The sequence below is a fragment of the Vibrio sp. QJM3NY_21 genome (assembly GCF_057785975.1).
In genome coordinates this window covers 93,150-116,961 of sequence record NZ_CM173514.1, presented here as the reverse complement: position 1 = coordinate 116,961, position 23,812 = coordinate 93,150, and the positions used below count along the sequence as shown (strand labels likewise).

20 protein-coding genes are annotated in these 23,812 nt (G+C 45.4%); 14 read left to right on the top strand and 6 right to left on the bottom strand.

Annotated elements, in window-relative coordinates:
- Positions 1 to 90: 90 nt before the first annotated feature.
- The 3 genes from AC3CID_RS16365 to AC3CID_RS16355 form a co-directional block, all read right to left on the bottom strand.
- Entirely contained in the window at positions 91 to 1,029 is a 939-nt protein-coding gene (locus AC3CID_RS16365) for a LysR family transcriptional regulator (RefSeq protein WP_488527707.1), read from the bottom strand.
- 103 nt (positions 1,030 to 1,132) lie between these two features.
- Positions 1,133 to 2,623 (bottom strand): DUF1254 domain-containing protein, encoded by a 1,491-nt coding sequence (locus tag AC3CID_RS16360; RefSeq protein ID WP_488527706.1) that lies wholly within the window; start codon positions 2,621 to 2,623, stop codon positions 1,133 to 1,135.
- 119 nt (positions 2,624 to 2,742) lie between these two features.
- A complete protein-coding gene (locus tag AC3CID_RS16355; RefSeq protein WP_488527705.1) occupies positions 2,743 to 4,221 on the bottom strand; it encodes a DUF1214 domain-containing protein in 1,479 nt (492 codons plus the stop codon).
- A gap of 288 nt (positions 4,222 to 4,509) precedes the next feature.
- Between AC3CID_RS16355 and AC3CID_RS16350 the strand changes: the two genes are divergently transcribed.
- Complete coding sequence (locus AC3CID_RS16350; RefSeq protein ID WP_488527704.1) at positions 4,510 to 5,952, top strand: AGE family epimerase/isomerase; 1,443 nt, start codon at positions 4,510 to 4,512, stop codon at positions 5,950 to 5,952.
- Between the two features lie 228 nt (positions 5,953 to 6,180).
- On the opposite strand, the gene AC3CID_RS16345 is transcribed toward AC3CID_RS16350, so the two are convergent.
- Positions 6,181 to 6,588 carry a hypothetical protein gene (locus AC3CID_RS16345; protein WP_026012354.1) on the bottom strand — a complete coding sequence of 136 codons (408 nt, stop codon included), beginning with the start codon at positions 6,586 to 6,588 and terminating at the stop codon, positions 6,181 to 6,183.
- Positions 6,589 to 6,781: 193 nt separating this feature from the next.
- Complete coding sequence (locus tag AC3CID_RS16340; RefSeq protein ID WP_488527703.1) at positions 6,782 to 8,113, bottom strand: ferredoxin reductase family protein; 1,332 nt, start codon at positions 8,111 to 8,113, stop codon at positions 6,782 to 6,784.
- Between the two features lie 178 nt (positions 8,114 to 8,291).
- On the opposite strand from AC3CID_RS16340, the gene AC3CID_RS16335 reads away from it, so the two are divergent.
- The 3 genes from AC3CID_RS16335 (at position 8,292) to AC3CID_RS16325 (ending at position 10,339) form a co-directional block, all read left to right on the top strand.
- On the top strand, positions 8,292 to 8,981 hold the full coding sequence (locus tag AC3CID_RS16335; protein ID WP_488527702.1) for a flavin reductase family protein: 690 nt from the start codon (positions 8,292 to 8,294) through the stop codon (positions 8,979 to 8,981).
- A gap of 150 nt (positions 8,982 to 9,131) precedes the next feature.
- Positions 9,132 to 9,923, top strand: a complete 792-nt coding sequence (locus tag AC3CID_RS16330; protein WP_488527701.1) for a CLCA_X family protein — start codon at positions 9,132 to 9,134, stop codon at positions 9,921 to 9,923.
- 92 nt (positions 9,924 to 10,015) lie between these two features.
- Complete coding sequence (locus tag AC3CID_RS16325; protein WP_488527700.1) at positions 10,016 to 10,339, top strand: DUF4144 domain-containing protein; 324 nt, start codon at positions 10,016 to 10,018, stop codon at positions 10,337 to 10,339.
- A gap of 105 nt (positions 10,340 to 10,444) precedes the next feature.
- Here AC3CID_RS16325 and AC3CID_RS16320 read toward each other — a convergent pair whose 3' ends face one another.
- Positions 10,445 to 11,773 (bottom strand): anaerobic C4-dicarboxylate transporter, encoded by a 1,329-nt coding sequence (locus tag AC3CID_RS16320; RefSeq protein WP_029225082.1) that lies wholly within the window; start codon positions 11,771 to 11,773, stop codon positions 10,445 to 10,447.
- A 411-nt stretch (positions 11,774 to 12,184) separates the two neighbouring features.
- Here AC3CID_RS16320 and AC3CID_RS16315 point away from each other — a divergent pair, with 411 nt between their 5' ends.
- The 10 genes from AC3CID_RS16315 to AC3CID_RS16270 all read left to right on the top strand — a co-directional run bounded on the left by AC3CID_RS16315 (position 12,185) and on the right by AC3CID_RS16270 (position 23,733).
- Positions 12,185 to 12,844, top strand: coding sequence for an HAD family hydrolase (locus tag AC3CID_RS16315; RefSeq protein WP_016785522.1), 660 nt, complete (start codon positions 12,185 to 12,187; stop codon positions 12,842 to 12,844).
- A 195-nt stretch (positions 12,845 to 13,039) separates the two neighbouring features.
- Positions 13,040 to 13,666, top strand: coding sequence for an HD domain-containing protein (locus tag AC3CID_RS16310; RefSeq protein ID WP_488527699.1), 627 nt, complete (start codon positions 13,040 to 13,042; stop codon positions 13,664 to 13,666).
- 42 nt (positions 13,667 to 13,708) lie between these two features.
- Complete coding sequence (locus AC3CID_RS16305; protein ID WP_488527698.1) at positions 13,709 to 14,224, top strand: GNAT family N-acetyltransferase; 516 nt, start codon at positions 13,709 to 13,711, stop codon at positions 14,222 to 14,224.
- 83 nt (positions 14,225 to 14,307) lie between these two features.
- Positions 14,308 to 14,994, top strand: a complete 687-nt coding sequence (locus AC3CID_RS16300) for a DNA-3-methyladenine glycosylase I (protein WP_269336885.1) — start codon at positions 14,308 to 14,310, stop codon at positions 14,992 to 14,994.
- 194 nt (positions 14,995 to 15,188) lie between these two features.
- Complete coding sequence (locus AC3CID_RS16295; RefSeq protein WP_017075215.1) at positions 15,189 to 15,923, top strand: GntR family transcriptional regulator; 735 nt, start codon at positions 15,189 to 15,191, stop codon at positions 15,921 to 15,923.
- A 467-nt stretch (positions 15,924 to 16,390) separates the two neighbouring features.
- Positions 16,391 to 17,836 (top strand): xanthine dehydrogenase small subunit, encoded by a 1,446-nt coding sequence (xdhA, locus tag AC3CID_RS16290; RefSeq protein WP_488527697.1) that lies wholly within the window; start codon positions 16,391 to 16,393, stop codon positions 17,834 to 17,836.
- Positions 17,829 to 20,219 carry a xanthine dehydrogenase molybdopterin binding subunit gene (gene xdhB, locus AC3CID_RS16285; protein WP_102561803.1) on the top strand — a complete coding sequence of 797 codons (2,391 nt, stop codon included), beginning with the start codon at positions 17,829 to 17,831 and terminating at the stop codon, positions 20,217 to 20,219. Before xdhA ends, xdhB begins: the two co-directional genes overlap by 8 nt.
- A 67-nt stretch (positions 20,220 to 20,286) precedes the next feature.
- Positions 20,287 to 21,168, top strand: a complete 882-nt coding sequence (xdhC, locus tag AC3CID_RS16280) for a xanthine dehydrogenase accessory protein XdhC (RefSeq protein ID WP_488527696.1) — start codon at positions 20,287 to 20,289, stop codon at positions 21,166 to 21,168.
- 59 nt (positions 21,169 to 21,227) lie between these two features.
- Positions 21,228 to 22,562, top strand: a complete 1,335-nt coding sequence (guaD, locus tag AC3CID_RS16275) for a guanine deaminase (protein ID WP_488527695.1) — start codon at positions 21,228 to 21,230, stop codon at positions 22,560 to 22,562.
- 289 nt (positions 22,563 to 22,851) lie between these two features.
- Complete coding sequence (locus AC3CID_RS16270) at positions 22,852 to 23,733, top strand: AEC family transporter (RefSeq protein WP_488527694.1); 882 nt, start codon at positions 22,852 to 22,854, stop codon at positions 23,731 to 23,733.
- The last annotated feature ends 79 nt before the right edge of the window (positions 23,734 to 23,812 follow it).

The window sequence follows — 23,812 nt, the reverse complement described above, 5'->3', positions numbered from 1 at the left end:
CGAGACTCATTCGTTGTTAAGTGGTTAATTAGCTAGTTAATTAGTTAATTAGTTAATTAGCCAGAAGGATTTCACTAGAACGCGTTTTTCTCAAAGTATGTTATTCAACAGCTCACTAAATCTAGACGCTATCCACTGATGCGAAGCGGATGTAAATGTACGTTGATGCTGCAATAAATAGAGATCTACGTGATATTGTTTACTGTCTACGAAATCGTAAATGTCCACAAACCGACTATCGAAATCCGGTAATGAACTCAGCGCGTTCATACCAAAAATCACCGCATCTGAGCGAGATGCAATCTCCATTAACACATGAGTTTGAGTACTTCTAAGTTTTGGTCGTTTATTGCTTTCAAGCTCTAACAATATTTGCTGAAGAGGGGTGTTAAATGCTTGTTTGTGGTCTTCTTCTACATTCATCGCGAGCACCGGGTATCGCATGATTTCATCTAACGTAGCGTTTATTCCTACTAGAGGATGGTCTCTCCGAACAAACAGTTTGGGGTAAATGGTTCCTAACTTTGTCGCTTGGTATTTTTGATCTAGCGAACTCGAATAATGAATCGCAAAATCTAACTTCCCTTTATCGAGCAAATCATAAGGATTACTTTTCGCTGCCATTTCTATCAAGTTCACATCTGGAGCTTCATCAAATAGCTCTAAAGCCAAATTAGGAAGAATGGTACTGCCCAGAAAAGTAGGCAGGGAGATCGAAAACGTATCATTGCATTCTCGGGGATCAAATTGATTACGCTGAAATAACGCACTCAACTGCGGAAGAATGTGTTGCAGTTCTTTGCCTAACTCTAAGGATTTAGCTGTCGGTGTCAGCCCTGTCGATGTTCGAATGAAGAGAGGATCATCGAACGTTTCTCTCAAACGTTTTAAGCTCCGACTCATGGCTGACTGCGAAACAAACAACGCCTTAGCAGCATTGGTGACATTACGTTCTTTAAGCAACGTATCAAAAGCCACCAGTAGATTTAAGTCGACTCGATTCAACTGATATGAAATATCTTTTTGCATAAGCCCTCTAGCTAGATTGAACAATGACAGTGCTAAACGTTGAATAACCTTAACATGAAAAGATGCACCCATTTATAGGGTGCATTCAAACTTACTATGCCTTCTATTTTATCTTAACAAAATCACTTGGCTTCCATGAATTATCAAACCACTTTTCTGTCGGTGAATACATGCGGAAGATGATATTAAAACCCTTACCTTCCGTCGTTTGAACCCAGTTATTTTCCATTCCTTTGGGTGCATTGGGAGCAAAATGTATGGTTATAGAACCATCGACATTTTTCTGAATACTGTCACTTAAACCATCAATACCCGCAGACTTTTGATCCGTTTCTAACATAGAACGCGTCTGGTTATCGTAAATCATAAATGACCAAAACTTCTCTACAGGTGCATTTGGCGGCAGTGTCACCGTGTAATGTTGACTACCATCCAGTACTTCCTTGTTTGCATCACGTGTCGCCAATAAGTAATCCGACCCTTTGCCTACAGTTTTTGTCACCATATCAGGGGTAATCCCCGTCGCCAAGAAGTGGAAAGTTGCTCGCATATCCGAGTCAATCACGCCATTCGCATCTTTAAATTCATGGCCAGAGACTAGCGGAGTAAACCATTGTCTATCATCGTAGCGGAACATTTCTTCTTTAGGATGGAAGTAGGTTGAACGTGCTTCAGCCGTTGCTATTTTTGCTGCTTCCGACAGTATTTTCTGCATGCGTTTATTAGGAGCAAACTCCTGGCCTTTTTCTATCCCAATATCTTTGGCTAGCGACAACCATTCTGCATCAAAAATAGCCGTAGGCTCATATTGAATCAATGCGTTGATTTCATCATAAAACGTCGCGTCCATTGCATGAATAGTGTTGTAGTCGACACCTGAAATGTTCATGAACTCAGTCTTATCCTGCCCCCTATATGGATATAATTTAGTGGTCGCTTTTAATGCTTCAATGCTTTCTTGCATCTCTTCTGGAGAGCTCACAAGGCGCAGTAACAACCAATGTTGATAACCTTCACTAACAATCTCAATGTATCCCTCTGGCACTTCTCCTTTCCACGAAGAATGGCGAACGAAGTACTTACCTGATTTAGCGACGTTGTCTGGATGAGTCACGCCAATTCTGTCTACATATTTGAACGCAGCATTGTCGAGTAAGCCAAGCACTGGAGTGGGAATATCCAGAATGACTGGGCCATTTCTTACATCAATCTCTGATGTGATATACGGTGTGGTCGTGTTCGCTGTTAACCAAAGGCTATTCGCGTCTAGGTTATCTTCAGAAATTGCGATGGTTTGATTAGGTTTCATGCCGATGCTTTCATGTCCCAACAATAGTCCTTGTATTGAAGCAACGGGGATGCCGGATAGAAAAACACGAACGGCATTAGACACTTGAACGAAATCTTGCACCTTCGAATGCGTTTCATCTGTCGGTGCGCCATCGGTATAATTCAGTTCACCTAGGTAAGCAGACTCGACCTTATTTGGTGTGATGATGCTCTCTGGCACTTGTGCACTGAATTTAGGCTCAGCTAACGCCACAAATGAACAACCTAAAGTAATCAGCAACGTAGCAATAATCGATTTTTTCATAATAAGTTCTCTTGTTAAATTTGATTCATATAGCCTAGGCCGCACCAATTGATATTCTTCGCTTTGGTGTCACGCTCTAGGCTATTTAATTCCAGAAACGGGTTAGCGTTTATTGCTGGTTAGCCACTGATTTTTTCCATGTCTTCAAGTATCCAGTTTTTGAAGAACGTCTTCGATGTTGGACGGTAAAGTCGGAACAGTAAGAAGTAATCTTCACCACCGGTAGGAACCCAGTTTTCCTCTTGTCCTTTTGGCGCTTCCGGGCCGAAGTACAAATCATAAGAACCATCTGGATTCTTTTTCATCGTGTCCGCGTTTCGAGAAGAGAGACCAACTCGGTCGACACCTTTCACGAAGTTCTTGGTTTCCATGTTGTAAACAATGGCTGACCAGAAATCTTCGACTGGAGTATCCACTGGCACATTAAGCTTGTATGTCGCTTTGCCATCTAACATCTCACCTTTTGAATCACGCAAACCCGTTAGATAAAAGGTTGAACCGCCCAATTGCTTCGGCAAGTAAGTCACATAGAAGTACGACGCTGCTCGCTTATCGACTAACACCTCATCCTCATCTACAAAGGGGAAGCCAAGCTGAGCTTGAGGGCCAAAATTCCAGAAAGACCATTGCGATAGAGGCTTGCCATTTTCATCTTTCCATAACGCACTCACCGTCTGATCTGGCTCTACAAATTTAGATTGCATGTGCGCATAAGCCATCAATACACCTTCACGTATCGCTTTTTTCTGCTCATCTGTTGGGTCGAATTTTTTGCCTTTTTCGATACCAAGATCCTTTAGCAATGACGCCATCGCCTTGTCTTGAGCTCTGACCGGGTTCTCTTGGATAACGTCATTGATGTCTTGAAAGAACGTCTCGTTGTAATATGGGAGACTGTCATACGCGACTTCCGTTGCATCTAAGTAGTCTGTCTTTGGTGGGTTTTCAGCATCAACAAGATTGTAGATTTTGATTTTCTTCGCGTAATTACCCGCATCTAAATCTGTCGCACCATTGGTTAACGATGGTCTGAATGAAAAGCCATACAGATAAGTGTCGGTTTCAAATACTAGATAACCTTGGCTTTCTAGTGCTTGCTTCGAACCAAACTCGTTGTTGTAATCTGGCGGTAAGAAGAGATATTTCCCCCCTTCACCTTTATCAGCACCTTTATAGCCAACATCCGTGATCGGCACTTCCCACTGGTTCACAACCGAACCAAAGTAATTCACTTTGTCTGTTGCTGCTGGCACTTCAATAACGACGGGGCCATTTTTAGAGGTTGTGGTTGCCCACGCATAAGCTGTGGTGTCATTGGCAGTGAGGAATCCCTTTTCTGAGCCGAAAGGTTCGTTCACGTAAACCACGTCATTGTAGTCGCCATTCAAATCACGACGGGTTGCTTTCAAAAAATCAATCTGAGTAACGGCAGGCATATAGTGAATCGCCGTTTGAGTGGCACGCTGCACCATCATTTTGTATTCAAGATTTTCAATCTGCGATGCGCGAACAAGGATGTCGTCGGTATCATCAAACGATTGAGAATAGACAGGCATTGTGCTGATAGTGAGTAGCGAAGCTAATAGAAGTTTTTTCATGTTGAGCATATCTCTTCGTAAAGGTGAAACATTCAATTGTTTAAAAAACATCCTTTGTTTGAACCGAGTATACGAATGCGACCAAAATTCATCCAATGACTTATAGTCATTACTGATTATTCTATTTTTGGATAATGCTAGATGAGATTCGATTAACTCAATACGACTCAATGACCTTTAAGCTTCCCCTCTAAGCCGTTTTAATTTGATCGATTGTGATCGTCTAATCACAATGTGCAGACCTGATTGTTTATATTCAACTAAATTCAAATCATTAAGATAAACATCATGTTACGAGCAACCATCGCATTACTCAGCGTGACCAGTTTCGCTGTATCTGCCAATGTCACCCTTCCCTCTGGAGAAGACTGGATCAATCATGCCTCTGAAGGGCTAGCACCTTACTGGCTAATGCCTAGTGCTCAGGGAGAACCGATAGGCAACTTCCCGACATTTCGTTGTGATGACGGTACCTTGCTCGATGTTTCTGATGTGTGTCCTGAATTAGACAGAGGCTGGATCACTCCCCACTTCGGCAAAGAGTTTACGCGCATGAAATCACGTCAAACTTATGCCTATGGCGTGCTCTACCATCTTACCGGAGACAAGCAGGCTTTAGCGCTTACCAAACAAGGCGCCTACTACCTCATTGATCAACTAGAAGATAAGCAAAATGGTGGCTTTATTGGCTACACAAAAGAGGGTAAAGCAGGTCAGAATTGGCAGCAACGTACCTCTCAAGATCAAGCGTATGCGTTGGTTGGACTCGCGATGTATTACTACCTAACCCAAGACAAAAAGGTAGAAGAAGCACTCATCGCCCAACAAGCTTTTATCTTTGATAAGTATCGACTTAGCGACAACAGTGGTCTTGCTTGGGTACTTGCCGACGGTGAAGATGGAAAAGCCACACGACGTGAATTGGTCGCGCAACTTGATCAAATTAACGGTTACATGCTGTTAGTCGCCCCTTTGCTGAAAGAGCCCACCAAATCAAAATGGCTTGATGACCTAAATTGGCTAACACAAGCTATGATCGACCACTATCACTCTGAAGATGAACAACGCTTCTACGGGGCTATTCACGATAAAGCAGCCATGATGCCCAATGCCAATCACAACGATTTTGGACACACCATCAAAGCGTATTGGATGACCTATCTAACTGGTCATGCATTAAATAATTCCGATTGGTCGGAGTTTGGTTTAGACGGCATGAAACACACTCTGGATCAGGCGCAATATCAGAAAGACTTTGCCAATGTATCTAACTACTTTGGTGAGCGACTTCAGAAGATGTGGCAAGGGCAAGATATCACGGGCTGGCAGAGCAGACCGCACAGCCAGTGGGCGTCATCATGGGAGTGGGCTGAGCTTGATCAAGCGGCTATGACGGTATCGCTAGTCGATGGTTCAATGAAAGAAGTCCTGCAATACACGCTGCCAACATTTCATGATGTGTGGGTCGACCATAAATACGGTGGCGTAGGGCTTGAACCCAAGCGCACCAAGGCTTTCCATTGGGGGAATGGCTACCATCAATTTGAACATGCTTTGATTGGCTATTTATATGCTCAGCAAGTTGACGCTAAACTGGCTGTATTGCACTACGCGAGACCAACCAACAGCAAGATGCCAATGGAACCGTATTATTATCAAGGGGATGTGGTTGAGTTGGAGAAACTTGGAGATGGAACGCAGAAGGTCAGCTTCAATAACATTCAACCTTAATATCTGATATTCGCTCATCGATACTTTTAGCTGTGGTTTACGGTTAAGACGAAAAAGATGAGTGACTAGCTGTTCGCAAAGCCTGAGAAGAAAAGATGCTTTTCAGGCTTTTGAAATACAGTTGAACAACATTTATTGGTAGGGTTTGAAATGACTTTATGAACAAATTTTCACGATCAAGTAAATCTTATCGGGCCTCAAGCGAGGCAGAATAAGACATCGAAAAAATCACTTCTTATTATTCTGCTCAACCAGCTTTTCATTCCACGCTTCGTTGCCGTCTCGCTTACTGACATCATACTCAGAACAGAACTGCGATATGGTCATGTTGTTATCGCCTGTCGCTAACTTTAATGCCAACTGAACTTGTTGAAGCTTGCTTTGAAGGCGAAGGTTTTGGCCTGCCTTTGGGCTTTTTTCTTTGGCGAACTTTAAAGCGGCGTGTTTACGCTCGGCAGCGCCAGCTCGGCGATCCGCTTCTGATAATAGATATTTTAGCTGCGCGACACTCTTGCCCTTCTTAAAGGCAGGCTCAAGCAACTCAACGCATTCATCAAATGATGGATTTATAACATATGGATCAATTCTATGCGCTTGTTGACGCATCCACTCTAGCGCGAGCTTTTCATCTGACATTTTGCAATCTTTACCAATAAAACAGCCGTACATGGTATCGCTCAATAGCAAACCGCTGCAATAAAAAATTGAGTAACTTTTGCCTTTTTAATTAGAGCTTGTCGTTAAGTATCAATAACACCAAATCCAACCGCTGCCTTAACCCCGCAACAAAGAGCCAAAGTTGACGCTATTGATACCTCATTCGGTCTTTTTAACGCATCACAAACAGCTCTTCGTGATAATTCTGGTCAACATTGAACTTGTACGCATCGAGTTCTTTTTTAAGCGATGTTGAGAACAACTCTGGCCCGCAAAAATACAGTTCATAAACGTTTAGATCACCACATTGACTCGCGATTCTCTCTGCATTTAATCGCGGAGAGTGCAAGGTATCTATTACGTTCAGCTTCACACCGACTTGATGCGCAAGGTGCCATAATTCATCGACTAAATGCTCATCGACACCACGGGTACAATAGAATAGCTCGATGCGAGAGTGAGTCTTCTCTGCTTTGAGCGCTTCAAGTGTTGCAAAAAACGACGCTATCCCGACACCACCCGCAATCCAAATTTGTGGCTTACTTAAGTCAAACTCAAGTCGACCATAAGGTCCTTCCACCGTGACCGCATCGCCCGCATTTACTCGTTCATAAAGACCATTAGTAAAGTCACCCAACTCTTTAATCAAGAAGCGCAGTTCTGAATCTTCGCTACCTGACACAATGGTAAACGGATGCGGGTCTTCGTTACCAAAACGCAAGTATGCAAACTGCCCTGCTTTATGGCCTCGCCAAGATGCATCTGGCTTTAGCACCAACTCCATCACTTCAGCTTGTGGAAAATATCGAGTGGACACAACAGAAGTAAAATGCCGATTACGACGACCAACCAAACCCAACAAACTGTAAATCGCTGCAATAGACCCAACTAAAGCAAATGCCACCGTTAGGTAATAAATAGGCTGACCCCAATAGGCATGTTTGAGCAGTAATACCGAGTGAAACACGATCAAAAGATACGCAACAGACATCAAGCGATGTGACAATTTAAACGGTTTGTATTTCACTGCCGCCCACAACGACGCCACCAGTAAAACAAGCAATAGATAGAAACCCCACTCGCCAATATTTTCAGCGAAACCGTGTAGTCCATTGACCCACGCTTCCCAACCAGACAAAGTTCTTGCCGGGCCTGAACCGTCATGATGAACAGGCTTAGCCAACACTCCAGACATCACTAGCCACTTGGGAACCTGGTACCACAACCAGTGTGTCACACCCAGTGCAACGCCACCAATACCCAACCATTTGTGGACTCGATACGCTTTATCCATGCCGTTGAGCCAATTCTCAACCATAGGCAAACGCATCGCCAAGATCATGGTGATGGACATTAACATCAGAGACAAAATACCCGAATACTGAATCATGCCCGAGCGCCATTCAAATACATTGCTTGAAGCGAAGAGTTGCGGTTCCATCGCAAACCAAAAGGCTGACATTGTGGCAATCATTGCCCAGATGATATTGCGGACTGTTTTCATTTTTTAACACTCATAAAGACGACATCATTACTTTAGCTTGCGTGATGTAAAGCGACGTCAACATACGTAAATATATGCAAAGGCACACGCTCAACTGATCGTTAGGAGGGGCTTTCGCGTAAATATCGTCTGGTTAGTAAACAAGTCATCGAAAACAAAAATGAGAAGAAGAGAAGATATGAAGGACATGACCCTTTCAAGACAAGATATCCAAACGATGGATCAGCGAGAACGTGCTCGCTTAATTAATTCCTTATCGGGATTCAAAAGCGCCAACCTAATTGGTACGTGTGATAAACAGGGGTTCGATAACCTTGCTGTGGTGAGCTCTGTGGTTCATCTAGGGTCGAATCCACCTTTGTTTGGCTTCATAGTTCGACCAGCAGAAAGTCGTCGCCATACATTAGAGAATATCCTAGAAACTCGACACTTCACCATCAACAGCATCGGGGCTGATTTTGTTCAGAAAGCGCATCAAACCTCGGCTCGTTATCCAAAGACGGCATCCGAATTCAAAGCCGTCGGGCTCACCCCTTACTATGACGACATGTTCCCCGCACCATTTGTTTTAGAAAGCAGTCTCAAAATAGGGTTAGTTTTGAAAGAACAGATATCGATTGAAAGCAATCAAACGCAAATGTTGATTGGAGAGGTCATTACGATTCAAGCACCCAAACGTGCCGTGATGCCGGATGGCTACCTTAATTTAGAAGCGCTAGATTTAGTAACGATTTCAGGGCTAGACAGCTACCATGTCACTCAAAGGCTTCACCGCTTAAGTTATGCCAAACCAGACAAGTCTCTGTTTCCGCTGACTCGTGAAGGAAACCCAACCTCATGGGACGCTCGTGAGCTCAATCTAAGCTAATTTTGTTCGGTAATTTAGTCACAAAGGTGTTAACTTTCTTTGACTCCAAGAGAGGCAGCTCAAAAAAAGGATTCATAAGGACGCAACTAAACGGTATGCATCCTTCAAGAGCATCTCACTCAATCTTAATTCCGTTCCCAAGGTCCCCCTTTGAAGTTAACTCACTTTAAATACAAAACACGCAAAGGCCCAGACTACCGACATGGCGATCAGGTGTCTTTCATGGATATCAAACAGACCTTCGGTATGGGCAGCATTCGCGTGGGAGCTTGGGTTTCTAAAGAAGAGAAGGAGCTGGCTGCTAATCTGATATTCGACTCGCTGGCAGACTTAGCTTACATCTTGGCTCTGCCGCCAGAAGCAATTGGCCTGCGCGGTACACTAGGCTTAGCGTTCGGCAGTGGTGGCAGAAAGGGTGTACAAGCACACTACGCGCCAAACCAAAGAGAGTTAGCCCTTGCTAAAAACGCAGGTGCTGGTGCGTTAGCGCATGAGTTCTGGCATGCATTTGACCACTACATTGCCGAAAAGGCCTTTGAGATTGGTGATACATCTGGCCCTCGAAAACACATCTTGTTTGCCAGTGACTGTTGGTTACACGATAGAAAGGTGCGACCTCATCCATTAAACGAAAATTTGATGTCAGTGTTCGATGCCACACTACTCAGTGACAACAACCTAGATAAACACGACTACGTTGCACGCAGTGTCATTGCAGACAAGGCAACTTCGGCTCGTTACTTCTCACTACCAACAGAAATGATGGCGCGAGCCTTTGAAGCTACGATTGAATCCTGTTCAGATATCGAGAATTCTTACTTAGTCGATGGCACGACCAAGCCGGATATGTTCCCTCTCTATCCAGACCTCAAGCATCGCAAAGATATTTATGAAGCGCTTCAAGGTTATTTCGCGCCGTTGGGTCGATCTCTAAGTAAGTAACGTTCGAGTCGTTAGAGGTTAGAGATGATCCATCAACGAAAAGTGTTTATAGTCGGAAATCAAACTTCAACATCCATGATTTAGAGGCAGTAATGATCAGTTGGCCATCTTTGGTAAAACTCGACGGTGACGATGAGCTTATTTACGTCGCGTCCGAACAAGATTTTCAAGCCGAATGCTCAGACATGATTTTGGGCGAAGAGGATTACCTCATCGATTCAGAGGGTGACAGCTACTCGCTTCAATCGAGTTCAAATCAACTGTCTCTAGCTAAACGAGCAGACCAGTATTCGGTTGAAAGCGTGACCAAACTGATTCGAAATCACGAGTTCCAGAAAGCAGAAGTGTGCCTGATGAAGATCCACTTCCTAACGATCGAAGAAGCGATTCAGTCTTTGGCTTTTGAGCCACGTTAAGATTGGTTATCAATTCGAAACCTATATTCGAATCAAAACGTTTAACAGCACATACAAAAACAGCGCCCAAATAGGCGCTGTTTTTCATTTTACTTAGTTAACAGGTTAAGCGATAAAAATCTGTGCCAGTGCGTAGCCTAAACAACATGCACCTACTACACCGATTAAACCCACCGACATGAATGAGTGGTTGAAGTACCACTTACCAATCTTGGTGGTGCCAGAGACATCGAAGTTAACCGTTGCGATATCTGATGGGTAGTTCGGGATGAAGAAGTAGCCGTAAACTGCTGGCATTAAGCCGATAAGCAGTGCTGGATCTAATCCTAAGCCAAGGCCAACAGGTAACATCATACGTGCCGTTGCTGCTTGCGAGTTCACCACAACCGATACGATGAATAGCGCTAGTGCGAACGTCCATGGGTAGTTGGTTACCATTTCCACGATGCCAGATTTGAACTGAGGCATTGCGTATTGGAAGTAAGTATCCGACATCCAAGCGATACCGAAGATAGCAATTGCTGCCACCATACCCGATTTGAATACCACACCATTTGGTACATCACGTGGGTCAGTTTTGGTTGCCAGCAAGATGATACCGCCGAAACAGAGCATCATCATTTGGATGATTACCGACATCTTGATTGGCTTGTCGCCGTCTACGATAGTTCTGATCTCAGGCACCATCGCCACGATAACAATCACGACAATTGAAAGTAGGAAAATCAACACGGCATTACGAGCCGAAGTTGGAAGCACTTCATCCAAGGACGTCGCCGTCGTGTTCTCGATGCGTTTTTTCCACTCAGGATCTTTTAGACGTGCTTGATAATCAGGATCGTCGTTCAGCTCTTTACCGCGTTTCAAGCTATATAGAGAAAGTAAAAGTGTGCCGAACAGCGTTGCAGGAACCGTCACCATCAAAATGGAAAGCAGAGTAATGGAGTGTTGGACATCGGAAAGTTGCGCGAGGTAATACACCACTGCAGCCGAGATTGGAGAAGCCGTAATCGCTAGCTGAGACGCCACTGATGCCGCTGCCATTGGACGCTCAGGACGAATACCATTCTTCAACGCAACATCGCCGATGATTGGCATGATTGAGTAAACCGCGTGGCCAGTACCCAATAGGAAAGTCATCGAGTAAGTCACGAACGGTGCTATCAAGGTGACGCGTTTCGGGTTCTTTCTCAGTACCCTTTCCGCAACTTGAAGCATGTATTTCAAGCCACCCGCCGCTTCGAGGATCGAAGCACAAGTCACAACGGCGAGAATGATCAACATTACGGTGACAGGTGGAGACGTTGGTGGCATCTTGAAGACAAACACCTCGATAACCAAGCCAATCCCAGAAACAACACCTAAGCCGATACCGCCATACCGAGACCCGATATAAAGTACGACTAATAAAAATAGAAACTCGAAATACAACATAAGCAACCTTGCTAAAAATATGGACTAATTATATTTTGTCCTTTAGTCCAGCCTTTTACTTATTACTTGGTCACACTATGATTGCAGGCTCACGCAAATTGTTTTTTATAAGATTATGGTCACGATCCCAAGCCTGTAAGTTTATGAATTGTAATAGGAAGCTAGGCACTCAACCTAGATTTGTTATGTATGATAGCCATTATTGTGTCTGTTAGAACCGCATGGCCTATCAAACATCAGACTCATAACTGAACGATATTATTCCAACGCAAGTTAATCAGGTTTCTCCTCATCTAGAAGCATATTACCGAGACAATTCGGTATATTCTTACTGAACACTGACTCGCCTATCTCCAGGCACTATGTCAAAATACTCGCCCTCATGATGACAACACATAAAGAACCACGGATATGAATTTTCAAGCTGCTATTTTTGATATGGATGGACTGCTGCTCGACACCGAGCGACTTTGTATGCAGGTTTTTGAAGAAGCATGTCACGCGCAAGGTGTTCCGTTTTTGCAAGATGTCTACCTAGGCATCATTGGCTGTAACGCAAAAACCATCGAACAGATCTTTAGAAATGGCTACGGTGAAGGGTTAGATTACCCAGCGCTGAACAACGAATGGCGCACTCGCTACAGTGCGATTGTTAAGCACCAAGCTATTCCAGTAAAAGACGGCGTGATTGAACTGCTTGAATGGCTAAAATCAAACGACATTCCAATCGCGGTGGCAACTTCCACTCAGTTAGATATCGCCAAGAAGAAGCTTGAACTGGCTGGCCTAGATTCTTATTTCACCTCGTTAAGCACTGGCTGTGAAGTGACTCATGGTAAGCCTCACCCAGAGATCTACCTGCTAGCGGCTGAACGCCTAGGTGTTGCCCCTGAAACCTGCCTAGCGTTTGAAGATTCAAACAACGGTATTCGCGCGTCGATGGCTGCAAACATGATCAGTTTCCAGATCCCAGATCTGGTTGAGCCTTGCGAAGAAGTAAAAGCGCTTGGGCACACGATAAGCCCTTCCCTGCACCATGTGTTAGCACAGCTTCAACAAGCTGCAGCTTAGGCTCTTATTACCGTTGATAACGCTTTAATCAACACAGAATAACCTTTCTATTAAGCCGACTCACATAGTCGGTTTTTTTGTTGATATTCCTTTTATAAAAGATAAAAACTCGCGCTTGAAACTGTTACAGTCGATATGAAACGACACTGATCGATAAACAACATTGATAACGTCTACATATGGAGAAAGGGACGCGTGATAGAAAAATTTGAAAGCCAACTGCTTGATTTTGTACAGCAAGAAATGACACAAGACGCAGCGCACGACATCAGCCACATCAAGCGCGTAGTCAAAACCGCCAAGGCTTTGTGTACTCAAGAGCAGGCTAAGCTTGAAGTCGTTCTACCCGCCGCTTACCTTCATGATTGCTTCACCTTTCCAAAGAACCACCCAGACAGAGCCCAAAGCTCACAAATGGCAGCAGACAAGGCTATCTCTTTCCTCAAATCTATCGAGTATCCTGCGCCCTACCTTGATGAGATCCATCACGCCATTGTCACTCACAGTTACAGTGCCAACATCACACCAGAAACCTTGGAAGCGCAAATAGTCCAAGATGCGGATCGCCTCGATTCTCTCGGTGCAATTGGTATTGCACGCTGCCTGTACGTGGGTCAAAGCTTTAACGCTGAACTCTATAACCACGAAGATCCATTCGCTGAACATCGTGACTTGGATGACAAGCATTACAGTGTCGACCACTTTTACGTGAAGCTATTCAAGCTGGCTGAAACAATGAATACAGAATCTGCCAAATTAGAAGCCAACAAGCGCACCGACTACATGCGTGGCTTTCTTGAACAATTGGGCGCCGAAGTTTAACGGCTTAAAAAAAGAGACACGCGATAAGGAAGAGAGAAGGATATGGAAATAAACCGCTTTAAAGCATCCGACGCTGAAGAGATCGTCACTTGGTTTACATCCCTAGAAGACTACGTTCTGTGGGGCGGACGAACATTTGGTTGGCCGTTAGAAGCCGATTCAATCATCGAGCGATCTCAAGAACCACAGGTTGAGCTGTATACCTTTTCTGCATCTAAGTCATACTCTGAATCGAATGCGAAATCGAATACCGATGACTTGCTTGGCTTTATGGAATTTCAACGCATGTCAGACAACGAACTTCGTTTCTGCCGAGTCGCGATTCACCCAAACCAACGAGGCAAAGGGCTTGGGCAATCCATGATAGAAAGTGCATTAGACGCCGCGAAACAAATCCCTGATGTCACCACCATCAGCTTGGCGGTATTTCAGCAGAATATCGGAGCAAAACGTTGCTACGACAAAGCCGGCTTTCAGGTGGTCGACAAAGAGCCGAGCGTCAAAGAGTTCAATGGCAAAACGTGGCCCCTGTATCAAATGGAATTAAAGCTCTGCTAGTTCGTTTTAATTACTAGATTTGACCCCATATCATTAAGCATTGGCTACATACTCAAGATACACAGATGTAATTTGGAACCTTCATGACCCAAGAAAAATTCGATACTATTTACCAACGTGCAGCTCACCGCAAAGGCGGAGCGGCCGAACTCGAAAAAATTGTTCGTGCGCCCCTTTCACAAGCCGAGCTATCAAAAATCACCGACGATCGTTGGCTAGCCGCCTTTACTGAAAAAGTATTCCAGTGTGGTATTTCATGGAATGTAGTGAGGAAGAAATGGCCGCAATTTGAAGAAGTGTTCTTTGAATTCAATATCGAAAAAATGCTGATGCTGCCGAATGAAATGTGGGAACAGAAAGCGCAAGACCCGCGCATTATTCGTCACCTTACTAAGGTGATGACCATCCCTGCCAATGCCACCATGATCCACAACGCCAAGCGTGAAGCCGATTCATTCTCGCAAATGGTTGCCGACTGGCCATCAGAGCGCATCACAGAACTTTGGGATTACCTGAAAAAACACGGTAAGCGATTGGGCGGAAACACAGGCGCCTACACTTTACGCCAAATGGGCAAAGACACCTTTATCTTGTCTTCGGACGTTGAAGCTCACCTACGCAGCACAGATGTTGTCGATAGCGGCCGTAACACCAAGCGAGCACAACTGGCAGCGGGTAAAGCCTTCAACGAATGGCAACAACAATCAGGGCGTAGCCTGAGCGAAATAAGCCAGATCGTGGCGTACAGCTGCGGTGATAATCGCGTCTAGCCGCACTCCAAATGATTTAAAGCTCAAGATTGCACACACTTCACCGCAAACTAAATGTTATAAGTCATTAACAAATAAGCGTACATCGCACTTTCACTCGGTGGCATTGTATAGATAAGTGTATACAATGTAGGGTAGCACTCATGAATTATTCTCGATTAACCCTATCCGACTAAACAAGGGCCCTTATCTCTATGACAGTTCTCAAAAACTCTGTCTCCAAAGGTGTAAAAACTAAAGTCACAGGCCAGACTCAAGACGATGTTGTTTACTGCCATATCTTCGACGCGATACTAGAACAAAGGCTGCCACCAGCCACCAAATTAAGCGAAGAAGCCCTAGCAGAAATTTTTAGCGTTAGCCGTACAATTATCCGTCGTGCCTTACTGCGTCTTTCTTTAGAACAAGTTGTGGTGATCCGCCCGAACCGAGGCGCAATGATTGCCGCCCCAACAGTGGATGAAGCCAAACAGATATTTAAAGCACGTGAAGTGATGGAGATTGCTATCACTGAACTTGCGGTGAAAAACGCCACCAAAGCACAGATAGAAGAGTGCAGAAAATTAGTCGCGAAAGAGAACTGTGCCTTTGACCAAGGTGATTACGGTTCTGGCTTGCGATTGTCTGGCGAGTTTCACATCAAACTGGCTGAAATGGCAGAGAATGCACCACTGCTCGCTTTTCAACGCAGCTTGGTATCGCAAACCTCACTGTTGATCGCTCAATACGAGACAGGTAACCACTCGAACTGTTCTCTAGACGAACACTCAGGCTTACTGGATGCAATTGAGTCAGGTAACGAACAACAAGCAGTAGAATTGATGCAAGAACATCTAAGCCATATTCGTTCGAAGCTCAACCTAGACAGCAGCACAGCTTCTAGTGATCTGCATGTCGTGTTCTCAGACCTGCTTAAGAGTAAGTCATAGACGATTCAACAAACGATTGATAACCATCCGTTAACAACTTTTTGTTAACAGCTTTTTGTTAACAAAATTGGAGAGAAGTAAGCCTCTGCGTTTACTTCTCTTTTTTATGCCCTCTCCCCTAAAAATAAAGACGACGATCGGCTCACATCCATCTAAAGCACTGTCTATTCTAGCCTCAACAACGATCTTAGCCTCTACAGAATCACTCCCAACAGTGCCATAAATCTTGTCTTTATCTTGTATACATAGCTATCCATTCATTCACACCATAAAACTGTTCACTCTCAATCCAAACCCTTATAAAACAGACTACTACGACCAAAATTAAATTGTATACAATTCACGACAGCCCCTCTTTGTTGCATTTTTGTAAATAAATAGTTGACCGCAGGGTCAGGATGGATAATTATTGACCTAGAAGTCAAAAAGAATACACATGGAAATATGTCGATTTACAAGGAGGTCTCTTGATTACTTTTTTGCTCAATCAGGAAATAAGACGTGAAGATAATCTGTCGCCAAATATGACAGTGCTCAACTACCTTCGTACCAAGGTTAATAAAACGGGTACAAAAGAAGGTTGTGGGTCGGGTGACTGTGGTGCATGTACGGTAGTTCTCGGTGAAGTGGTTGACGGACAGTTGCAATACCGCTCGGTGAACTCTTGCCTTACGTTCGTTTCAGCGCTGCATGGCAAGCAACTGATCACAGTAGAAGATCTACAAAATCGAGATCGCTCTTTGCACCCAGTGCAGAAAGCGGTGGTTGATTTTCACGGTTCACAGTGTGGTTACTGCACGCCGGGCTTCATCATGTCGATGTTTGCCCTAGGCAAGAACAAACCCGATGCGAGCAAAGAAGACGTCATGGAATCACTGGCGGGTAACCTATGTCGCTGTACTGGCTACCGACCAATTGTTGATGCTGCGATGTCGCTTTCAACAGACCAGCCTTTGATTGACCAATTTGCAGAACTTGAACGCAACACCATCAAGAAGCTAGAAGGTATTCAAGACACTGAAGCCAACTTACGCCTTGGTCACCTCACCGCTTTTTCCCCGAAAAGCACCGATGAGCTGGCCAAGCTTTTTCAAGCACATCCGAACGCTAAGCTGGTTGCTGGCGGCACGGATTTAGCATTGGAAGTGACGCAATTCCATCGCGAGATTGAAACACTGATCAGCGTAAACCTTGTTGAAGATATGAAAGTATGCGAAGAGACCGACACCGATTTAATTATTGGTGCCAACCTGCCTATCAGTGACTCTTACGCACTACTGAAAAAACACTACCCAGATTTTGGTGAACTGCTACACCGCTTTGCGTCACTGCAAGTGCGTAACCAAGGCACCATTGGCGGTAATGTAGCGAATGCCTCACCTATCGGTGACACCCCTCCTCTGCTGATTGCTCTCGACGCGAAGATCAAACTTCGCAGCGGCGACGAGTCTCGCACGATGCCGATTGAAGATTACTTCATCAGCTACAAAGTGACGGCGCAAAAAGAGAGTGAATTCATCGAACAGATCATCATTCCTAAGCCAACCAACGACAGCTTCCGAGCTTACAAAGTGTCGAAACGTTTAGACGACGACATCTCTGCGGTGTGTGGCGCGTTTGATATTCAAATTGAAGATGGCAAGGTTTCTTACGCTCGTATCGCTTTCGGCGGTATGGCAGCAACGCCTAAGCGTGCAACTCGTTGTGAAAATACGTTATTAGGCAAACCGTGGACAGACGCTAATATTAAGTTAGCGATGCAGGAACTGTATAACGACTTTGAGCCGCTATCCGATTTCCGTGCAAGCCAAGAATACCGTTCACTGTCGGCAGCAAATATGTTGCGTCGTTACTTCATTGAACAGCAGAACAAAAACAACCAAATCGAAACAAGGGTAACGTCTTATGTCTAAATCACACGAGCATGCGATGACCCACGAAGAGATGGTTACCATTGCAAAACAAGACCTAAAAACTGGCGTAGGTAAAAGCGTTAAACACGACAGTGCAGCCAAGCAAGTAACAGGCGAAGCGGTATACATTGATGACCGCCTAGAGTTCCCAAATCAGCTACACGTATACGCACGCCTGAGCACTCAAGCGCACGCCAATATCACAAAAATAGATTTATCACCGTGTTACGAATTCGAAGGCGTGGCGATTGCCATTCAAGCGAAAGACGTACCGGGTGAGCTAGATATCGGCGCGATTCTTCCGGGTGACCCACTGCTTGCAGACGGCAAAGTAGAATACTACGGCCAACCTGTGATTGCCGTGGCAGCCAATGATTTAGAAACCGCACGTAAAGCCGCACAAGCTGCAATCATTGAATACGAAGAACTCCCTGCCATTCTTGATGTAAAAGAAGCACTAGAGAAAGAGCACTTCGTAACAGAAAGCCACACTCAACAACGTGGTGACTCAAAAGCCGCGCTGGCAAAAGCAAAACACGTGATCTCTGGTGACCTAGAGATCGGCGGCCAAGAGCACTTCTACCTAGAAACTCAAATCAGTAGCGTTATGCCAACCGAAGATGGCGGCATGATCGTTTACACCTCGACCCAAAACCCGACCGAAGTTCAAAAACTGGTTGCGGAAGTGATTGGCGTGCCAATGCACAAAGTCGTGATTGATATGCGTCGTATGGGCGGTGGCTTCGGTGGTAAAGAGACTCAAGCGGCCTCTCCAGCATGTATGGCAGCTGTGATTGCACACCTTACAGGCCGACCAACCAAAATGCGTTTGCTGCGCAGTGAAGACATGCAGCAAACCGGTAAACGCCACCCGTTCTACAATCAATATACGGTCGGTTTTGACGACAATGGTGTGATTCAAGGTGCCGATATTACCGTTGCAGGTAACTGTGGTTACTCGCCAGACTTATCAAGTTCTATCGTCGACCGAGCGATGTTCCACTCAGACAACGCCTATTATCTAGGTGATGCAACTGTGGTTGGTCATCGATGCAAAACCAATACCGCATCGAACACCGCGTACCGTGGCTTTGGTGGCCCGCAAGGCATGATGACCATTGAACACATCATGGACGAGATTGCGCGTTACCTGAAAAAAGATCCTTTGGAAGTACGTAAGGCGAACTACTACGGCGAAGAAGGCCGTAACGTGACCCATTACTACCAAACCGTTGAAGACAACTTTTTACCTGAGATAACCGAACAGCTTGAACGCAGCAGTGACTATCACGCACGTCGTAAAGACATTGCCGAGTTCAACAAGCAAAGCCCTATCTTGAAGAAAGGCCTTGCTATCACGCCAGTGAAATTCGGTATCTCGTTTACTGCGACTTTCTTAAACCAAGCAGGTGCGCTCATCCATATCTACACCGATGGCAGTATTCATTTGAATCACGGTGGTACGGAAATGGGGCAAGGCTTGAACATCAAAGTGGCACAAATCGTTGCACAGGAGTTCCAAGTCGATGTCGAACGTATCCAGATCACCGCTACAAACACAGACAAAGTTCCGAACACATCACCAACCGCAGCCTCATCGGGCACCGACCTCAACGGTAAGGCCGCGCAAAACGCCGCAATGACCATTAAGCAGCGCCTGATTGACTTCGCTTCTTCGCACTTCAAAGTGTGGCCTGAAGAAGTGGTATTTAAGAACGGCATGGTGCAAATCCGCGATGAGATCATGACCTTCAACTCATTTGTTGAGCTGGCTTGGTTTAATCAAATTTCGCTATCGAGCACCGGCTTTTACCGCACTCCGAAGATCTATTACGATCACGAGAAAGCACGCGGTCGTCCGTTCTACTACTACGCGTATGGTGCCTCTTGTTCAGAGGTTATCGTCGATACCTTAACCGGCGAGAACAAGATTCTGCGTGTCGATATTCTGCATGATGTGGGCGCTTCATTGAACCCTGCGATTGATATCGGCCAAGTCGAAGGTGGCTTTGTGCAAGGTGTTGGTTGGTTAACGACGGAAGAGTTGGTGTGGAACCAGCAAGGCCGCTTGATGACCAATGGCCCGGCAAGTTACAAGATCCCTGCGATTGCTGATATGCCAATTGATTTCAGAACGCACCTTTTAGAAAACCGTAACAACCCAGAAGACACCGTCTTCAACTCGAAAGCCGTGGGTGAACCGCCTTTCATGTTGGGAATGTCGGTGTGGAGCGCACTGAAAGACGCCATTAGCTATGTCGCTGTCGATGGCGCGATTCCTAAGCTCAACACACCTGCAACGCCAGAACGTATCTTGATGGCGATTCAGGAAGTCACTGAAACGGCTCCGACTTCGGTCGATGCTCAATCAGAAACGGCTTAGGGCTCATGTGGATCGTTTAGATCGCAATAAATAGCTTAGGAAGCATAAAAGGGATTTAGGAGGACATATGTTTAAGGATAATTGGATTCACGAACTGGCAAAACTGGAAGAGAACTACGAACCATGTGTGATGGTGACAGTGCTTGAAGACAGAGGCTCCGTTCCGCGTGATGCGGGCACCAAGATGCTTGTGACTCGTGACCGAATCATCGCTACGATTGGTGGTGGTCACCTTGAACATGTGGCCACTAAAATGGCGCGTGAAATGCTAATTGCCAGCGAAAAATCACTCAAAGTGGAACGCTTCAACCTAGGTGCTCGTTTAGGCCAATGTTGTGGCGGAATGGCAACACTAAGCTTTGAACCGATTGGCACTCAACAGAACCACCTTGTGTTGTTCGGCGCAGGCCACGTTGCCAAAGCGCTGCTGCACATTGTCGCGACTCTGCCCTTCCGTGTGACCTGGATTGATGAACGTGAAGAAGTGTTCCCTGAAACGCTGCCACATGGTGTGAAGAAGCTTGTTTCAGACGACCCAGTCGGTGAAGTAAAACACATGCCACCGAACAGTTATTACCTTGTGATGACGCACAACCACCAGCTCGATTTTGACCTGACTAAAGCGATTATCGACCGTGAAGACAGCCGTTACTTTGGCATGATTGGTTCTCTGACTAAGCGCAAGAAGTTCGACTTCCGCTTAGAGCAACGCGGCTACAGCCAAGAACAAATTGAAACCATGCTTTGCCCGATTGGTATAAGCGCGGTGAATGGTAAACATCCAGCGGAAATTGCGGTATCAGTTGCGGGTGAACTGATCGCACACTATCAAGGCCAAGCGCTTGAACAAAAGCGCCCAACCAAACAATATCGAAATCAGGATTTGACCGATCAACACAGTCAACCAAGCGATATAGGCGGACCACCATTGGAAGAGAAGATCGCCTAACAAAAGTCGCAAAGCTTCAGTGGCCATAACGTCGCTGAAGTCATTAAAAGGAAGTAAACATGACAACGCAACGCAAAGCTTATCGCGCCAGCATTTTACACAGCGTCGCCGACCCAAAAGACGTCGGTATCGATGAGTCTTACGACTATTTTGAAGACGGTGTTTTAGTGGTTGAGAACGGCCATGTCGTCGACTTAGGCCCTGCCGATGAGGTATTGGCTCGCCAACCTAAAACACTCGAAGTAAAAGAATACAAAGACAAGCTGATCACCTCTGGCTTTATTGATACGCACATCCACTACCCTCAAACAGGGATGATCGCGTCTTACGGTGAGCAGCTACTAGATTGGTTAGAGAACTACACCTTCCCAGAAGAAAAACGCTTTAAAAACCCAGTCTATGCACACAAAGTAGCGAAGCTATTCCTAGACGAATTAGCAAGCAACGGCACCAGCACTGCACTCGTATTTGGCACGGTACACAAAGAGTCGGTTAACGTATTCTTTGAAGAAGCCGAGAAGCGTAACCTACGTATGATCGCGGGTAAGGTTCTGATGGATCGCAACGCGCCTGATTACCTCACCGACACACCAGAATCTGGCTATACAGACTCAAAAGAGCTGATCGAAAAGTGGCATAACCGCGGCCGTTTGCTTTACGCGGTGACACCTCGTTTTGCGCCAACCAGCACACCAGAACAACTTGCTACTGTAGGTAAACTGCTAGAAGAATACCCAGACGTGTACATGCACACTCACCTTTCAGAAAATGAAAAAGAGATCGAGTGGGTGAAATCGCTGTTCCCAGAGCGCGACAGCTACTTGGATGTGTATGACCACTATGGCCTACTGCACAAACGCTCGGTATTCGCACACGGTATTCACCTTTCAGATTGCGAATGTAAACGCCTCGCGGATACCGATTCGGCAATCGCTTTCTGCCCGACTTCGAACCTATTTTTAGGTTCTGGGTTGTTCCGATTACCAGAGATGGAAGATCACGGTATTCGTGTCGGCGTGGGTACTGATGTAGGCGCAGGCACCAGCTTCTCAATTCTGCAAACCATGAGTGAAGCGTACAAGATCATGCAGCTACAGCATAAGAAGTTGCACCCGGCTAAGTCGCTGTTCTTGGCAACTCTAGGCGGTGCACGTTCACTGCATTTAGAAGACAAGATCGGTAACCTAGAAGTCGGTAAAGAAGCAGATTTCGTGGTGTTGGATCTACACGCTACACAGCTGATGCGCTTTAGAATGGAACAAGCCACCAAACTTGAAGAGAAGCTGTTTGTACTAATGAGCTTGGGTGACGACAGAACCGTTAGCGAGACTTACATCTACGGCGAAAAGGCCTACGATGTGAACTTCAAAGATTACAAGAAGCTCGTTAGTTAGGCTTAAAACCGAGTAACAATCGCTAGACAGCGACAAGCCGTCGTTAATTATATAATCCGTCCAGATTTATCTAGCCTTTAAAGACCAGTTGCTGATGCCACTGGTCTTTTTTGTGCTTCATTCAAAGAAATAATAAATTAACCGCTCACAGACAACGATCTTCGGTGACGCCAAGTCATTATATTGATAGGTTAATGTTTATACATATCGACTTTATGCTTCGTTTGGCGTCTCTCTAAAACATTCGTTTCTCAACTAAATGGAAGCACCAAATCTAGAAAGGATTTCTATGTTCGAACAGGTCGTCAGCATTCTGTTTCCCGTTTTTGCTTTAGCCAGTGCTGGCTTTGCGGTGGGTCGTTGGCTCAAGCCCGATTTCAAACCGATCAATCGCATTAACATGGATGTCTGTATTCCTGCTTTGGTGTTTGCATCGCTGACCACCATGCCTCTCGACACAGAACAACTGCCACTCATCACCGCCTCTTTGATTGCGGTGTTAGTGCCAGCCTTATTGATGATTCCAATCTGTAAGATCTTTAAGCTCAACTTCAAAGCTTGGGCTCCGCCACACATGTTTCGCAACAGTGGCAACCTTGCGATTCCCCTGTTCACTTATACCTTTGGTGAGAGCGCATTGGCCCCTGCAGTGCTGCTGTTTGTTGTATCTGCATGTGTGCACATTAGTGTTGGTTTGGCTTTGCTAAGTGATGGCAACCCGATCAAACAGATCCTCAAAATGCCGATATTCTTAGCCGCCGCATTAGCGATGACGCTCAACTTATCTGGCATTGGTGTGTGGAATCCAATCTACGAAGCCACTTCGCTGCTTGGACAAGCAGCCGTGCCTATCATGCTGTTGTCGCTGGGTTCGCAAATGGTCAACTTGAGACTGAGCGGATTAAAAGTCGGCTTGCTGTGTACGGCTCAATCGCTGTTTACGGGCGCCATCGCTTTTACCATCATCTACTTCTTTATCCCGCTGCCAACGCTGCATCTGCAAATGATGGTGCTGTTCACCATGCTTCCACCCGCAGTGATGAACTACCTGTTTGCAGAAAGGTTCAATGTAGAGCCACCTAAGGTCGCGTCTATGGTGTTGTTTGGTAACTTCCTGAGCGTGGTTACCTTACCTATCTTATTGTCATTCGCGCTGTCTTTATCGTCTTAAAGAACCACGAACCCTCAGGTTTACGACCTTGAGGACTTAACCAATCAATAAAAAGGGAGCGCAAATTAGTAAAGTCGGC

Coding starts and splice junctions, on each gene's coding strand:
- xdhC (WP_488527696.1), top strand. CDS start 20,287: ATGTTTAAGGATAATTGGATTCACGAACTGGCAAAACTGGAAGAGAAC.
- AC3CID_RS16270 (WP_488527694.1), top strand. CDS start 22,852: ATGTTCGAACAGGTCGTCAGCATTCTGTTTCCCGTTTTTGCTTTAGCC.
- AC3CID_RS16360 (WP_488527706.1), bottom strand. CDS start 2,623: ATGAAAAAATCGATTATTGCTACGTTGCTGATTACTTTAGGTTGTTCA.
- AC3CID_RS16295 (WP_017075215.1), top strand. CDS start 15,189: ATGACAGTTCTCAAAAACTCTGTCTCCAAAGGTGTAAAAACTAAAGTC.
- AC3CID_RS16365 (WP_488527707.1), bottom strand. CDS start 1,029: ATGCAAAAAGATATTTCATATCAGTTGAATCGAGTCGACTTAAATCTA.
- AC3CID_RS16340 (WP_488527703.1), bottom strand. CDS start 8,113: ATGAAAACAGTCCGCAATATCATCTGGGCAATGATTGCCACAATGTCA.
- AC3CID_RS16350 (WP_488527704.1), top strand. CDS start 4,510: ATGTTACGAGCAACCATCGCATTACTCAGCGTGACCAGTTTCGCTGTA.
- AC3CID_RS16300 (WP_269336885.1), top strand. CDS start 14,308: ATGACCCAAGAAAAATTCGATACTATTTACCAACGTGCAGCTCACCGC.
- AC3CID_RS16325 (WP_488527700.1), top strand. CDS start 10,016: ATGATCAGTTGGCCATCTTTGGTAAAACTCGACGGTGACGATGAGCTT.
- AC3CID_RS16320 (WP_029225082.1), bottom strand. CDS start 11,773: ATGTTGTATTTCGAGTTTCTATTTTTATTAGTCGTACTTTATATCGGG.
- AC3CID_RS16335 (WP_488527702.1), top strand. CDS start 8,292: ATGAAGGACATGACCCTTTCAAGACAAGATATCCAAACGATGGATCAG.
- AC3CID_RS16345 (WP_026012354.1), bottom strand. CDS start 6,588: ATGTCAGATGAAAAGCTCGCGCTAGAGTGGATGCGTCAACAAGCGCAT.
- xdhB (WP_102561803.1), top strand. CDS start 17,829: ATGTCTAAATCACACGAGCATGCGATGACCCACGAAGAGATGGTTACC.
- AC3CID_RS16305 (WP_488527698.1), top strand. CDS start 13,709: ATGGAAATAAACCGCTTTAAAGCATCCGACGCTGAAGAGATCGTCACT.
- guaD (WP_488527695.1), top strand. CDS start 21,228: ATGACAACGCAACGCAAAGCTTATCGCGCCAGCATTTTACACAGCGTC.
- AC3CID_RS16315 (WP_016785522.1), top strand. CDS start 12,185: ATGAATTTTCAAGCTGCTATTTTTGATATGGATGGACTGCTGCTCGAC.
- AC3CID_RS16355 (WP_488527705.1), bottom strand. CDS start 4,221: ATGAAAAAACTTCTATTAGCTTCGCTACTCACTATCAGCACAATGCCT.